This window comes from Bacillus sp. 05T31, from assembly GCF_056396725.1.
In genome coordinates this window covers 1-14,210 of record NZ_JBFTMA010000091.1, presented here as the reverse complement: position 1 = coordinate 14,210, position 14,210 = coordinate 1, and the positions used below count along the sequence as shown (strand labels likewise).

Genomic DNA, 14,210 nt, shown 5'->3' with positions numbered 1-14,210 from the left:
TTTTTGCACTATATTTAAAAGATAAGGTAGATTCTTTATTACAAGTTGGAATCATTATGGCGCTTTCTCCAATAGCTGCAAGTTTTGGTTCGCTTATAGGCGGAAGAATAGCTGATATATATGGAAGAAAGCCAATTATGATATTTTCAATGGCGAGTAATGCATTACTAATGCTCGGTTTTTTATTTATAGAAGGGTTTATTCCATATGCCATTTTATCTATTTTTTTAGGGTTAAGTAATTCGCTATTTCACCCAGCGGCATCAGCGATGGTTGCAGATGTGACGGCGCCAGAAAAAAGAACAGAAGCATATGGTTTATTGCGAATGGGACACAATATTGGTGCTGCAATTGGACCGATAATGGGAGCATCAGTAGTTGTTTTATCAAAGAACCTCGTGTTTATTATTGCTTCATCCGCTATGTTGTTTTATGCGCTACTAGTGTTAGTACTTATTAAAGAAACAATGCCAAAAATTACGGATATGACGGAAAAAAATAAAGAGCAGGAATCTGGAGCAGTTTGGAAAATTTTAATGAGAGATAAGGCGTTAATGATTTATTTGTTAGCGGGGATCATTATTTCTATGGGGTTCTCTCAAACAGAAGGCATGTTACCGCTTCACTTTGATAACGAAATGAAGGGTATTTTTGGAGTCAACAATCCATACCCATATTTAATGGCATTAAATGGTCTATTAGTTGTTTTATTTCAATTTCAAATTTCAAAATGGGCGACAGATAAACCTGTTGGAAAGACGATGTTATACGGTGCGTGTTTGTTCGGAATTGGTTTGTTTTTTATAGGATGGTTACCGAAGTGGTTTGGAGAATATGATACAAATGCTACAATTATTTTAATGACRTTAATGTTTGTTTATGCCATATATACGTTAGGCGAGATGATTATGTCGCCTGTACAGATGACGTTTGTAGCGAATTTGGCCCCTGAGCATTTGAGAGGAACCTATATGGGGGCGGCGAGTTTGCAGTGGATTACAGGAAGTGCATTTGGTCCACTTCTTGGTGGTTTTTTATTGGATCGTTTGCTTGGTCACTACTTATTTACAATTTTAAGTATAGGGTGTGTAGTTGCAGGCTTTGTATATGTTTCTTTAGATCGTCTTGTTGAGCAGAGGCAAAAAGATACGCCTACAAAACAGTCTTCTTAATAAAATGAAACTTTAATCAGTGTTTTTTCATTCTCCACAAATGGTAGGGTAATATAGATGACATACACACAAAGTGGATTTCTACATATTTTAGGTACATAACTAGATTAGATAGCAATTTTGCTCTAAAGTTTAATTTTGTTTAGGTGTGTAGAAATTAAAGAGAAAAAGTGTAGAAAACCAATAAGTGGTGTCTTTTAATTATTTGTGGAAGTTACATTTTATTTCAAATAGGAACTACCTATTTTTATAAAAAGTGCTAAAATAGAAAAATGAAAACAATTGGTTAGGGTGATTTCAGTGACAAAAATTAAATTAGGTTTATTATACGGTGGAAAATCAGCTGAGCATCAAGTTTCGTTACAAACGGCTCTTGCTGCTATTAAAGCATTAAATCAAGATAAATTCGAGATTCATCCAATTTATATTACAGAACAAGGCCAATGGATGCGTGGAGAGCGTATTGAAGGCGAAGTAACAAATGTTGAGGCATTACAAATGAGTGGGGAAGAGAATACAATTTCTCCTGTATCATTAAGTACAGAAATTATCCCAACGGCAACTTCTAAACAAGAAGATGCAATTGATGTTATTTTCCCATTATTACATGGACCGAATGGCGAAGATGGAACAGTACAAGGGTTATTAGAATTACTAAACATTCCATATGTAGGTAACGGTGTATTAGCATCATCTGCTGGTATGGATAAAGTTGTTATGAAAAATATCTTTGCAGAGGCTGGATTGAAACAAGCGAAATATGCATCTTTCATTCGTAGCGCATGGGAAAAAGATCGTGAAACAGCGTATGAAAAAGTAGAAGAAGTATTAGGATATCCTTGCTTCGTAAAACCAGCAAACCTTGGTTCAAGTGTTGGTATTAATAAGTGTAATGATCGTGAAGAGCTTGAGAATGCATTCGAAGAGGCATTCCAATTTGACCGTAAAATTATTGTAGAAGAAAATATTGTAGGTCGTGAAGTAGAAGTTGGTGTATTAGGTAATGATGAGCCGAAATGTTCAGTTGTAGGTGAAATTGTACCGAAAAAAGATTTTTATGATTACAAATCGAAATACATCGATGGTGATACAGCGTTAATTATTCCAGCTGAAATGACAGAAGAAGAGTCTAATGTAATTAAGCGAGATGCAATTATCGCATTCCAATCATTAGATGGTTCGGGCTTAACACGAGCTGATTTCTTCTTAACGAAAGATGGAGAAGTATATATTAACGAAGTAAACACAATGCCAGGATTCACGCCGTTTAGTATGTTCCCTCTATTATGGCAACATACAGGGTTACCGTATCCGGAATTAATCGAAGAGCTAATTCGCTTAGCGATTGAGCGTCACGAAGAAAAACAAAAAATTAAATATACAATCTAACAAAAAAGGAGGAAGCACTATTCGAAGGAATAGTGCTTCCTCTATGTAAGGAGTGTTTTCATGATAAATCGAACGTTAAAACAAGTAGAGCAGATGATAAATGGTACTGGATTAGCAGAGCAGTATGAGGGAATTACTATACAAGGAGTGTCTATTGATACGAGGAAAATTGAAAATGGAAATTTATATGTTCCAATTCAAGGTGAACGTTTCGATGGACATGCTTTTGTAGACAAAGCTGTTGAAAATGGGGCGATTGCTACATTATGGATGAAAGATGTAGAAAACCCACCTGAAAATCTTCCGGTTATTTTTGTAGAAGATACACTAGCAGCATTGCAAATGTTAGCGAAAAACTATCGTGATCAATTGGATGTAAAAGTTGTTGGTGTAACGGGTAGTAATGGTAAAACATCTACGAAAGATATTGTAACAAGTATTCTTGCGACTAAATTTAAAGTTCAAAAAACAGAAGGTAATTTCAACAACCACATCGGTTTACCTCTTACTATTTTAAATTTAGAGGAAAATACAGAAGTAGCTGTATTAGAAATGGGCATGTCAAGCCGAGGAGAAATTGAATTTCTATCTAAGTTAGCTCGTCCTAATGCAGCTATTATTACGAACATTGGTGAGGCGCACTTAATGGATTTAGGCTCTCGTGAGGCGATTGCTGAAGCGAAGTTAGAAATTGTTACAGGTTTACAAAAGGGTGGCGTGTTCGTATATAATGGAGATGAGCCGCTATTAACGAATCGTGTTCCAGAAATGAATTTAGCAGCTGAAACAGTTACATTTGGTGATGCGAGAGCAAATGATTACTATCCAACTACTGTAACATTGCAGGCTACTGGGACACACTTTAAGATGAACAGGGATGAAACTTTGTCATTCTATTTGCCAGTACTAGGAAAGCATAATGTATATAATACGCTTGCTTCAATGGCAATTGCAAAACATTTTGGTGTAACGTGGGAGGAAATGAAACAAGGTTTAGTAACACTTCAAATGACAGGTATGCGTATGGAAATTGTAAAAACAGATAGTGGTTTAACAATTATCAATGATGCTTATAATGCTAGTCCAACAGCTATGGAAGCTGCGTTCCACCTAATGAATGGTTTAGATGGATTTGCTAAAAAAATTGTTGTGCTTGGTGATATGTTAGAACTTGGAAATCAAGAAGTGCAATTTCATTATGAAGTAGGTAAATTAATTGATCCAGCAAAAATTTCATATGTATTCACATATGGTAAATTAGGGGCTCAAATTGCTGAAGGTGCAAAAATTAATTTCCGAAATAAGGTAACAGTTGGGGTTTGCTTTTTACACCTACAAAACTTATAATTGATAAAGTGTAATAACGTTTAGAAGTATTTTCGTGAAGAATATACGCCCGGTTATATACGTAAGTATTCAGGAAAATGGCTTTTCCGCAAGTTCGGAAAACGCCTTTTTTTAAATGATAAGTATAGGATAGAAAAGGAGAAGTAACATTGACAACATTTCGAGAACTAGGATTAAGTGAGTCTTTACTACAATCTGTTGAAAGTATGGGCTTTGAAGAGGCTACGCCGATTCAAGCTGAAACAATTCCACATGCATTGCAAGGTAAGGATATTATTGGGCAAGCGCAAACAGGTACAGGGAAAACAGCAGCATTCGGATTACCACTATTAGATAAAGTGGATACAAATAAAGAAGCAGTTCAAGGTATTGTTATCGCGCCAACGCGTGAATTAGCAATTCAAGTTGGAGAAGAGCTATACAAAATTGGTAAACATAAACGTGTTCGTATTCTACCAATTTATGGTGGTCAAGATATTAACCGCCAAATTCGTGCTCTAAAAAAACACCCACACATTATTGTAGGTACGCCGGGTCGTATTTTAGATCATATCAACCGTAAAACACTTCGCTTACAAAACGTAGAGACTGTTGTTCTTGACGAAGCGGATGAAATGTTAAACATGGGCTTCATTGAAGATATTGAAGCGATTTTAACAGATGTGCCAGAAACACATCAAACATTATTATTCTCAGCGACAATGCCAGATCCAATCCGTCGTATTGCTGAGCGTTTCATGACTGAGCCTCAACACATTAAAGTAAAAGCAAAAGAAGTAACAATGCCAAACATTCAGCAGTTCTATTTAGAAGTGCAAGAAAAGAAAAAGTTTGACGTGTTAACACGCTTACTAGATATTCAATCTCCAGAGCTTGCAATCATATTCGGTCGTACAAAGCGTCGTGTTGATGAATTATCAGAAGCATTAAACTTACGTGGTTATGCAGCAGAAGGTATTCACGGTGACTTAACACAAGCGAAGCGTATGTCTGTATTACGTAAATTTAAAGAAGGTACTATTGAAGTTCTTGTTGCAACAGACGTTGCTGCACGTGGTCTTGATATTTCAGGCGTAACACACGTATACAACTTCGATATCCCACAAGATCCAGAATCATACGTTCACCGTATCGGTCGTACTGGCCGTGCTGGTAAAAAAGGTATTGCAATGTTATTTGTAACACCACGTGAATCAGGACAATTAAAAAATATCGAGCGTACAACAAAACGTAAGGTTGATCGTATGGACGCACCGACACTTGACGAGGCGTTAGAAGGTCAACAACGTTTAATCGCTGAAAAACTTCAAAGCACAATTGAAAATGATAACTTATCATACTACAAGCGTATTGCAGAAGAAATGTTAGAAGAGAATGATTCTGTAACAGTAGTAGCTGCTGCTTTAAAAATGATGACAAAAGAGCCGGATACAACTCCGATCGCTTTAACATCAGAACCACCAGTTGTTTCAAGAGGTGGCGGTGGCGGTTCTAAAAAACGCGGTGGTAACGGAAGTGGATACCGTGATGGTAACCGTGATCGTAATCGTAGTCGTGATGGACGCGGCGGTGGCGATGGTCGTAACCGTGATCGCAATCGTGATGGACGTGGAAGCGGAAGTGGCGATGGTCGTAACCGTGATCGTAATCGTGATGCTGGTAGCCGTGATGCTGGTAGCCGTGATGGTAACCGTGGTCGTAAAGGTGAAGGTCGCCCTGGATCTTCAAATGGACGCGGCGAAAGAAAACATCATAGCCGTCCACAAGCTTAATAAAAAAGAGAATGCCCTTTGCTGGCATTCTCTTTTTTTATTTCTGTAATTGTGCATACTACATAGTAACTCGTATAGAAATGAGGTGCTATATGCTTGTAAGACTTGGGTATGTTGCGATGAGTGTACATTTGAAGAATGCTTCTCCATCTCAAACGATGACGTATGCACAGTTTCAGCGGATTGATGATCGAGAGGCTGCGATTCGTAAACTTGAGAGAATCGCTAATTCGAATTTGGAAAATTGCTTACGGTTATTAAAACATAATAAAGGACATGATATATCTTTCTTTCGACTTAGTTCCAAGCTTATTCCTTTAGCGAATCATGAGGAGTTGTTAGATTGGAACTATATTCGTCCGTTAAAAGAAAATCTGARAGAATTAGGTGAATATGCAATTCGTATGAATATGCGAATTGACTTCCATCCAGATCACTTTGTTGTACTAAATTCACCTGAGGAGAGTATTTTCAAACAATCTGTAAAGACATTGCAGATGCATAAAAAATTGTTAAAGGGTATGGGAATTGAACATAAGCAACGATGTGTATTACATGTGGGAGGAGGTTATAAAGATAAGGAGCTTGCATTAGAACGCTTTATAGAAAATTGGTCAACTGTTCCAAGAGGTATTCAAGAGATGATTATATTAGAAAATGATGACACGACCTTTTCTTTAGAAGAAACATTGTATTTAGGTGAGAAATTAGACATTCCAGTCGTGTTTGATTTGCACCATCATATGATGAATAATGACCAGGAAGATTGGCATGAAGATTGGGCGCGTGTTGTACATACGTGGGAATCGTCTTTGTTACCGGTTAAAATGCACATCTCCAGTCCTAGAGATGGAAAAAACCCGAGAGCACATGCAGATTTTATTGATGTAGATACTTTCTTATCTTTTTTGAAAAAGATAAAGGGGAGTGTTCCGCGAATTGATTGTATGATTGAGGCGAAGAAAAAGGACGAGTCTTTATTTCAACTAATGAGAGAGTTAAGTAAACAAACAGATGTGGAAATTATCGATGGTGCGAGCTTCTATATTAAATAAGCTCTGCGCCATCGTTTTTTTTTGTTAAAAAAGGGGTGCACATGCCGCCGATGATCAGTCCTATTAAATGGCTTATAGGATTGGAAGAGGGATTAAAGAAAGTAAATAGTAGTAATATAAGTATCATTATTGAAAAAATAGCGATGTCTCTTGGTTTTGAAGAACGATATCGACTATACAATAAAAATAATTGGGCGCCTAGTAATCCGAAAATACCACCAGATGCTCCGGCGTGAATATATTCAAGAGGCATAATAATATAAGAAGAAATATTCCCGAGAATGCCAGAAAGGAAAAAAATAATGATGAAAGAAAAATGTCCTAGTTGTTTTTCGATAGAAGAACCAAATACGAATAAACAAATACTATTAGAAAGGAAGTGTTGTAAGTCTACGTGTACAAGTAAGGAAGTTATGACACGCCACCATTCTCCTTTAGCGATATATTCATTGTAGGCTGCCAGGTGAAAGAGGGAAAAGTCGCTCGATATAATCATGACTAATTGTATAAGAAGTAAAGAAATGATAATCGGTTGTAAGGAAATGCGAGTGGATGGTATTAGCATGTTGTTAGTATCACTCCTTTTGCATCAGAAAGATTCTCTGTTATTCTTACAATATGAATGAAGAAAGCTAAATAGAAGAAGGGGATTTTGAAATGATTGTAGGGATTGGAATCGATATTATTGAGTTAAATCGAATTGAAAAAATGCTAGATGGAAAGCTTAAATTTATGGAACGTATTTTAACTGAAAGAGAACGTGGTGTTGCCAAGAGGCTGAAAGGAAGTCGTCTTACAGAATTTGTAGCTGGAAGATTTGCAGCAAAAGAGGCGTATTCTAAAGCGGTAGGGACCGGTATCGGGAAAGAAGTGAGTTTTTTAGATATTGAAGTAAGGAATGATGATAGAGGTAAGCCGATTATCATTACAAATACAGAGCATATTGTTCATTTATCAATTAGTCATAGTAAAGAATTTGCCGTTGCTCAAGTTGTTTTGGAAAGCTCGTCACGCTAGTCTGCATATTTTATATCTTTGTCTCATATATTTGAGGTAGCGATAAGGAAGGCATATCTTCCATTCATTTATAGGGGCAAAGGGGCTGAAGTGATGAAAAGGCGTCTGTTTTTAGTTCTTGTCGGTTTATTGACCGTTTTTGTGTTGGCGGGTTGTATGGAAAAGAAACAGGAAGATGTTGTGAGAGATTTAGAAACGAAAGTTAAAAGTATGAAGAGTTATCAAGCTGAAGCGAAATTATCTATTAAAACAGGAAATGAACCTCAAGAGTACAATGTAGAAATTTGGCATAAAGAACCTTCGTATTATCGTGTGAATTTGCAGAATGCAAAAAAGGATCAGAGTCAAATTATTTTAAGGAATGATGAAGGTGTATTTGTATTAACACCGGCACTTAATAAGAGTTTCCGTTTTCAAAGTGATTGGCCGCAAAATAGTAGCCAGGCTTATTTATATGAATCACTTGTAAGAGATATTTTGCAAGATAAGAAAAATCTCTCTTTCGAGAAAACAGATAAGTATTATGTGTTTAAAACAAAAACAAATTATCAACATCAAAATATGTTGCCGAAACAAGARATTAAGCTGAATAAAAGTGATTTAACACCAGTTTCTGTGAAACTGATGGATAATGATCAAAATGTCCTTGTAAAAGTAGATTTCACTAAAGTAAAGTTTGATGCAAAGTTTGATAAAGGTGCATTTGATACGAAACAAAATATGTCTAGGGCACAAGTAGATGTTCAGACGGCAGCGAAAGAAGACAAACCGTTTGCTATTTTGTATCCACGTGATACACCGCAAGGTATGACTTTGAAAGAGGAAGAAGAGTTGAAGACAGACAGTGGCAAGCGTGCAATACTCACATACACTGGAAGTAAGAAATCCTTTACTTTAATACAAGAAAAGTCAAAAATTGCAGAGGCCTCATCGGCGGTAAGTGTAAGTGGAGAGCCGGTTGATCTTGGTTTCACGATTGGTGCATTGACGAAAGACTCTGTAACGTGGTCACATAACGGAGTAGAATATATGCTCGTGTCTAAAGGTTTAGAGCCGAATGAGTTGTTGATGGTTGCTCGTTCGGTTACAGCGAAGCAGGTGAAGTAAACTTCTTAGACGTGGTGATATATGTGCACCACGTCTTTTCTTAGTTTGAAGGTGGATTTCATAAAAGAAGCATATAAAAGAATAAGCTTCGCATATCGTGTATAAGGAAGTGTATTTATGGAAGAAGCACCGTTTTACCGTGATACTTGGGTGGAAGTGGACTTAGATGCGATCTATAACAATGTTACGCATATTAAAGAGTTCATTCCAAGTGATGTAGAAATTTTTGCTGTAGTTAAAGCGAATGCATATGGGCACGATTATGTACCAGTGGCTAAAACCGCATTAGAAGCAGGGGCAACAAGATTAGCAGTTGCTTTTTTAGATGAAGCTTTAGTGCTTCGGAGGGCTGGTATTACTGCACCGATTTTAGTATTAGGTCCTTCCCCTCCTCGTGATGTAAATGTTGCTGCTGAAAATGATGTAGCATTAACTGTTTTTCAAAAAGAATGGGTAGAAGACGCGATAAAGCTCTGGGATGGTTCATCAATAATGAAATTCCATATTAATTTTGATAGTGGTATGGGGAGAATTGGAATACGCGAACGCAAAGAATTAAAGGGGTTCTTAAAGAGTTTAGAAGGCGCGCCATTTTTGGAGTTAGAAGGAGTATATACACATTTTGCAACATCCGATGAGGTTGAGACTTCTTACTTTGATAAGCAATATAATACGTTCTTGCAGCAGTTAAGTTGGTTGAAAGAATTTGGAGTGAACCCTAAATTTGTCCATACAGCCAATAGTGCTGCAACGTTAAGGTTTCAAGGGATTACATTTAATGCAGTGCGAATTGGTATTGCGATGTATGGACTATCCCCATCTGTAGAAATACGTCCTTTTTTACCGTTTAAATTGGAACCGGCGTTGTCACTTCATACGAAAGTTGCTCATATTAAGCAAGTGATTAAAGGGGATGGGATTAGTTATAATGTCACATACCGAACGAGAACCGAAGAATGGATTGCGACAGTTGCGATTGGGTATGCAGATGGCTGGCTTAGAAGATTGCAAGGGTTTAAGGTACTTGTAAACGGTGAAAGAGTACCGATTGTAGGGCGAGTGACAATGGATCAATTCATGATACATCTTCCTTGTGAAGTGCCACTTGGTACGAAAGTTACACTCATTGGGAGACAAGGTGATGAGTATATTAGTGCTACCGAGGTTGCTGAATATTCCGGGACTATTAATTATGAAATTATTGCAACGATAAGCTTCCGTGTACCGAGAATATTTATACGACACGGTAAAGTTGTAGAAGTAATCAATTATTTGAACGATATATAGAAGAAGGTATTATTACTCAGCATCTCGTCATTTGGAGGAGTTTCACTAATAAAGAATAGGCTCTTTTTCGCTGGGGAGCTTCTTTTTATACTTGTTATTAATATAAGTTGCAATGAAATATTACTGAAGGATTGCTTTATTTCTTGTTTGAAAGAGATAAAAAGTAAAAGAAGATGAATGTTTTATTTATGAATTGGAAAACATAAGCAAGGAATAAGGAAGTCTTTGCAACAGGCTCCATACAATGGTATTATTACAATAGGTGTCATATATATATATTTGGGTGTGTAGTTGACGGTGGAGGTGTATTTTTGTGTCCGAATCAAGTGTAACTACTGAAATCGTGGTTCGGTTGCCAAAGCAAATGGTAACGGAATTGGACGGAATTGGAAAACAAGAGAATAAGAATCGCCATGAACTAATTTGCCAGGCAACACAACTGTTATTGCGTCAACATAAGACGAAGAAACGCTACCAACATGAATCAATGCGACGTGGGTACATTGAAATGGGAAAAATTAATCTTGGTATTGCATCTGAAGCTTTCTTAGCAGAGTATGAAGCAGCTCATACAGTAGAACGCTTAGTTAGCGGGGGGTAATATTTTGATTGTAAAACGCGGCGACGTGTATTTTGCAGACCTTTCCCCAGTTGTTGGTTCTGAGCAAGGAGGCGTTCGTCCGGTTCTTGTCATTCAAAATGACATCGGAAATCGTTTTAGTCCGACTGTGATTGTAGCGGCTATTACTGCACAGATTCAAAAAGCGAAATTACCCACTCATGTGGAAATTGATGCGAAAAAGTACGGTTTTGAGAGGGATTCTGTTATTTTACTTGAGCAGATTCGAACAATCGATAAGCARCGCTTAACGGACAAAATCACTCATTTGGATGAAGTGATGATGAGTCGTGTAGATGAAGCGTTACAAATTAGTTTAGGACTAATAGATTTTTAAATCGGCAGTTTAAGTTGCTCTCTTTACAGGGCAACTTTTTTTATTATAGAGGAGGTTACGGTTGGATATGGAAATGGTAGATAATCGACAAGGGTTAATGAAAATGTTAGTGAAAGAATTAGGCTTTACAGAAAAGCAAGTTCGTCATGTTATTCAATTAACAGAAGAAGGTAACACAGTTCCATTTATCGCTCGTTACCGAAAAGAATGGACAGGGTCTCTWGATGAGGTGCAAATTCGTGCAATCTTAGAAAGATGGCAATATATGATGCAACTAGAAGATAGGAAAGAAGAGGTTCTTCGTCTTATTGGTGAAAAGGGTAAACTAACCGAAGAGTTGCGTCGTCATATTGTTGCTGCAACAAAACTTCAAGAAGTAGAAGACTTATATCGTCCATATAAAGAAAAAAGAAGAACGAAAGCTACAATTGCTAAAGAAAAGGGATTAGAACCGTTAGCTGAGTGGCTATTATTATATAAAAAAGAAAATCCAGCAGAGAAGGCTATGGAATTTGTTAATGCAGAAAAGGAAGTGGCGTCTGCAGAAGATGCGTTGCAAGGTGCGCAAGATATTATTGCGGAACTTGTTTCGGATAATGCGGCATATCGTAGTTGGATTCGCAATACTACTTTCCGAAAAGGGATTATGTCTTCATCTGTAAAAGATAAAGAAAAAGATGAAAAGAATATATATGAAATGTATTATGGCTATGAAGAACCGTTGCAAAAAGTAGTACCGCATCGTGTACTAGCTATGAATCGTGGTGAAAAGGAAGACGTATTAAGAGTTTCTGTTATCACGCCAATTGAAGAAATTCTTCAGTTTTTACATAAAAAAATGATTCTTGATGAAGCTTCTAAAAGTGCGCATTATGTACAATTAGCGATGGAAGATGGATATAAGCGATTAATTCAACCTTCAATAGAAAGAGAAATTCGTAAAGAATTAATGGAAACGGCCGAAGAACAAGCGATTCATATTTTCTCTGAGAATTTACGTAATTTATTATTACAACCTCCGATGAAAGGGAAAGTTGTGTTAGCGGTAGATCCAGCATATAGAACCGGTTGTAAATTAGCTGTAGTAGATGATACAGGRAAAGTTCTTCACATAGATGTTATTTATCCGCATCCGCCTGCTCGTAAATATGAGGATGCAAAAAMGAAAATCATTTCAATTATAGATAAATATGAAGTTGAAATGATAGCAATTGGAAATGGTACAGCTTCGAGGGAAACGGAAGAATTTATAGTAGATGTATTACAAAATGTAGAACAAGATGTATTTTACATTATTGTAAATGAAGCGGGTGCTAGTGTGTACTCAGCATCTGATGTAGCTCGCGAGGAGTTTCCGAATTTACAGGTTGAAGAAAGAAGTGCTGTTTCAATTGGGAGACGTCTACAAGATCCACTTGCAGAGCTTGTGAAAATTGACCCTAAATCTGTTGGGGTGGGACAATATCAACATGATGTATCTCAAAAGAGATTAAATGAATCATTAACATTCGTAGTAGAGACAGCAGTTAACCGAGTTGGTGTTAATGTAAATACAGCTTCAGTTGCATTGTTGCAATATGTTTCGGGATTATCAAAAACAGTTGCGAAAAATATTGTAGCTAAGCGTGAGGAAGATGGGAAATTCACGAAGCGTACTGAATTAAAGAAAATCCCACGTTTAGGTGCRAAAACWTATGAACAATGTATCGGGTTTTTACGTATATTAGAAGGAGCAAATCCGTTAGATCGCACAGGGATTCATCCAGAACAATATAAAAATGTTGAATTGCTATTGAAGAGTATAGGGTTATCAAAGAATGATGTGGGGAAACCAAACTTGCAAAAGAGTTTCGAAGGAGTAGATATTTCTAAATTATCTCAAGAGACGGAGATTGGTGAGCCGACGTTAGTTGATATTATGGATGCTTTAATTAGCCCGGAGCGAGATATGAGGGATGAGTTGCCAAAGCCACTTTTGAAAAAGGGGATTTTAAAATTAGAAGATTTAAAGCGTGGTATGGAATTAGAGGGAACGATCCGCAATGTTGTTGATTTCGGTGCCTTTGTTGATATTGGTGTGAAGCAAGATGGTTTAGTACATATTTCTAAATTAAGCAAACAATTTGTAAAGCATCCATTAGATATTGTATCCGTGGGACAAATTGTAAAGGTATGGGTAGATGATATTGATATGAAAAAAGGTCGTGTTGCATTATCAATGTTACCGATTGAATAGTAAGAAAAGAGAGCAGATGAAACTGCTCTTTTTTTATGAACTGGAAAGTTTAATTGATTATGAGCTTTGATGTATTTTACTATAATAAAACCAGCATTCATTTAGTAACTTGATTTGATACCGGTTTTTCTCAAAATATGCACGTTGCATTTGTTTCTTTAGCCACGTGGGCATAGGAATCCCTCCTTGTTTAATCCTGCTCTCAAAAAAAGTAGCTCCTTTTAGTTAAAGTAACTTTGATGAGAGGTTGGTGAGTGGATTTCTAGCAATGCTGCATTTTTAGAAATCACGCTTCTTGAATGAGGATGGGTATATGTACTATTTACTATATGTATAAGAAGGGAGAAAAGTGTGGAAATATTTTTTAGTTTAGGAGGAATGAGAATGGATGAGCAAGAAATTCAGCGGTTAGTGGAAGAGGTATCGTTACAATGCTTTGGAATGCCGTTTTTACATAAAGCGATGTTTAATAGTAGGTTACGTACAACTGGTGGGCGCTATCTATTGAAGAATCATAATATAGAATTGAATTATCGATATTACGAAGTATATGGAAAAGAAGAGTTAGTCGGGATTGTTAAACATGAACTTTGTCATTATCACTTACATATCACAGGAAAAGGGTATAAGCATCGAGATAGAGATTTTCGTGAGTTATTAAAGAAAGTAGGTGCACCACGTTTTTGTAAACGAATGATTAGTGAGGAGGAAACGAGAGTTTCTATGTATGAATGTATGGGGTGTTCTTTTCAATATGTAAGAAGACGTCAAATAAATACACAAAGATATGTATGTGGAAAGTGTAAAGGACAACTAAAACTGGTAGTGAAAACATCTTGACAGTGAAAACGCAATCCAGTATATTATAAACA

General features: G+C 36.8%; 13 protein-coding genes and 1 pseudogene. 12 read left to right on the top strand and 2 right to left on the bottom strand.

What is annotated here, in order from left to right; translation table 11 throughout:
* The 5 genes and pseudogenes from AC1DJR_RS08695 to uvsE all read left to right on the top strand — a co-directional run.
* The coding region (locus AC1DJR_RS08695) for an MDR family MFS transporter (protein WP_477002400.1) at positions 1–1,172 on the top strand (1,172 nt) is incomplete at its 5' end.
* Positions 1,173–1,472: 300 nt separating this feature from the next.
* Positions 1,473–2,561 carry a D-alanine--D-alanine ligase gene (locus AC1DJR_RS08690; protein ID WP_002009961.1) on the top strand — a complete coding sequence of 363 codons (1,089 nt, stop codon included), beginning with the start codon at positions 1,473–1,475 and terminating at the stop codon, positions 2,559–2,561.
* A gap of 60 nt (positions 2,562–2,621) precedes the next feature.
* Positions 2,622–3,857 (top strand): annotated as a pseudogene (murF, locus tag AC1DJR_RS08685) (UDP-N-acetylmuramoyl-tripeptide--D-alanyl-D-alanine ligase); the annotation flags it as partial.
* Between the two features lie 200 nt (positions 3,858–4,057).
* Positions 4,058–5,680: a degradosome RNA helicase CshA gene (cshA, locus tag AC1DJR_RS08680; protein ID WP_429691768.1), complete on the top strand. Its 1,623-nt coding sequence runs from the start codon at positions 4,058–4,060 to the stop codon at positions 5,678–5,680.
* Between the two features lie 92 nt (positions 5,681–5,772).
* Positions 5,773–6,735 (top strand): UV DNA damage repair endonuclease UvsE, encoded by a 963-nt coding sequence (uvsE, locus tag AC1DJR_RS08675; RefSeq protein ID WP_477002399.1) that lies wholly within the window; start codon positions 5,773–5,775, stop codon positions 6,733–6,735.
* Here the strand turns inward: uvsE and AC1DJR_RS08670 are convergent.
* A complete protein-coding gene (locus AC1DJR_RS08670; protein WP_429687614.1) occupies positions 6,728–7,300 on the bottom strand; it encodes a rhomboid family intramembrane serine protease in 573 nt (190 codons plus the stop codon). The two genes, uvsE and AC1DJR_RS08670, sit on opposite strands and share 8 nt — an antisense overlap.
* A 92-nt stretch (positions 7,301–7,392) precedes the next feature.
* Here AC1DJR_RS08670 and acpS point away from each other — a divergent pair, with 92 nt between their 5' ends.
* The 6 genes from acpS to AC1DJR_RS08640 all read left to right on the top strand — a co-directional run bounded on the left by acpS (position 7,393) and on the right by AC1DJR_RS08640 (position 13,338).
* A complete protein-coding gene (acpS, locus tag AC1DJR_RS08665; protein ID WP_429687613.1) occupies positions 7,393–7,752 on the top strand; it encodes a holo-ACP synthase in 360 nt (119 codons plus the stop codon).
* A 156-nt stretch (positions 7,753–7,908) separates the two neighbouring features.
* Entirely contained in the window at positions 7,909–8,859 is a 951-nt protein-coding gene (locus AC1DJR_RS08660; protein ID WP_429687647.1) for a LolA family protein, read from the top strand.
* Positions 8,860–8,976: 117 nt separating this feature from the next.
* Positions 8,977–10,146, top strand: a complete 1,170-nt coding sequence (gene alr, locus AC1DJR_RS08655; protein ID WP_002009971.1) for an alanine racemase — start codon at positions 8,977–8,979, stop codon at positions 10,144–10,146.
* Positions 10,147–10,459: 313 nt separating this feature from the next.
* Complete coding sequence (locus AC1DJR_RS08650) at positions 10,460–10,747, top strand: antitoxin EndoAI (protein ID WP_000004570.1); 288 nt, start codon at positions 10,460–10,462, stop codon at positions 10,745–10,747.
* Between the two features lie 4 nt (positions 10,748–10,751).
* Positions 10,752–11,102: a type II toxin-antitoxin system endoribonuclease NdoA gene (ndoA, locus tag AC1DJR_RS08645; protein ID WP_000635965.1), complete on the top strand. Its 351-nt coding sequence runs from the start codon at positions 10,752–10,754 to the stop codon at positions 11,100–11,102.
* A gap of 67 nt (positions 11,103–11,169) precedes the next feature.
* On the top strand, positions 11,170–13,338 hold the full coding sequence (locus AC1DJR_RS08640; protein WP_477002401.1) for a Tex family protein: 2,169 nt from the start codon (positions 11,170–11,172) through the stop codon (positions 13,336–13,338).
* Positions 13,339–13,395: 57 nt separating this feature from the next.
* Here the strand turns inward: AC1DJR_RS08640 and cmpA are convergent, their stop codons facing one another.
* Positions 13,396–13,512: a cortex morphogenetic protein CmpA gene (gene cmpA / locus AC1DJR_RS08635; RefSeq protein ID WP_001143642.1), complete on the bottom strand. Its 117-nt coding sequence runs from the start codon at positions 13,510–13,512 to the stop codon at positions 13,396–13,398.
* Between the two features lie 210 nt (positions 13,513–13,722).
* Between cmpA and AC1DJR_RS08630 the strand changes: the two genes are divergently transcribed.
* Complete coding sequence (locus AC1DJR_RS08630; protein WP_016095131.1) at positions 13,723–14,178, top strand: SprT family protein; 456 nt, start codon at positions 13,723–13,725, stop codon at positions 14,176–14,178.
* The last annotated feature ends 32 nt before the right edge of the window (positions 14,179–14,210 follow it).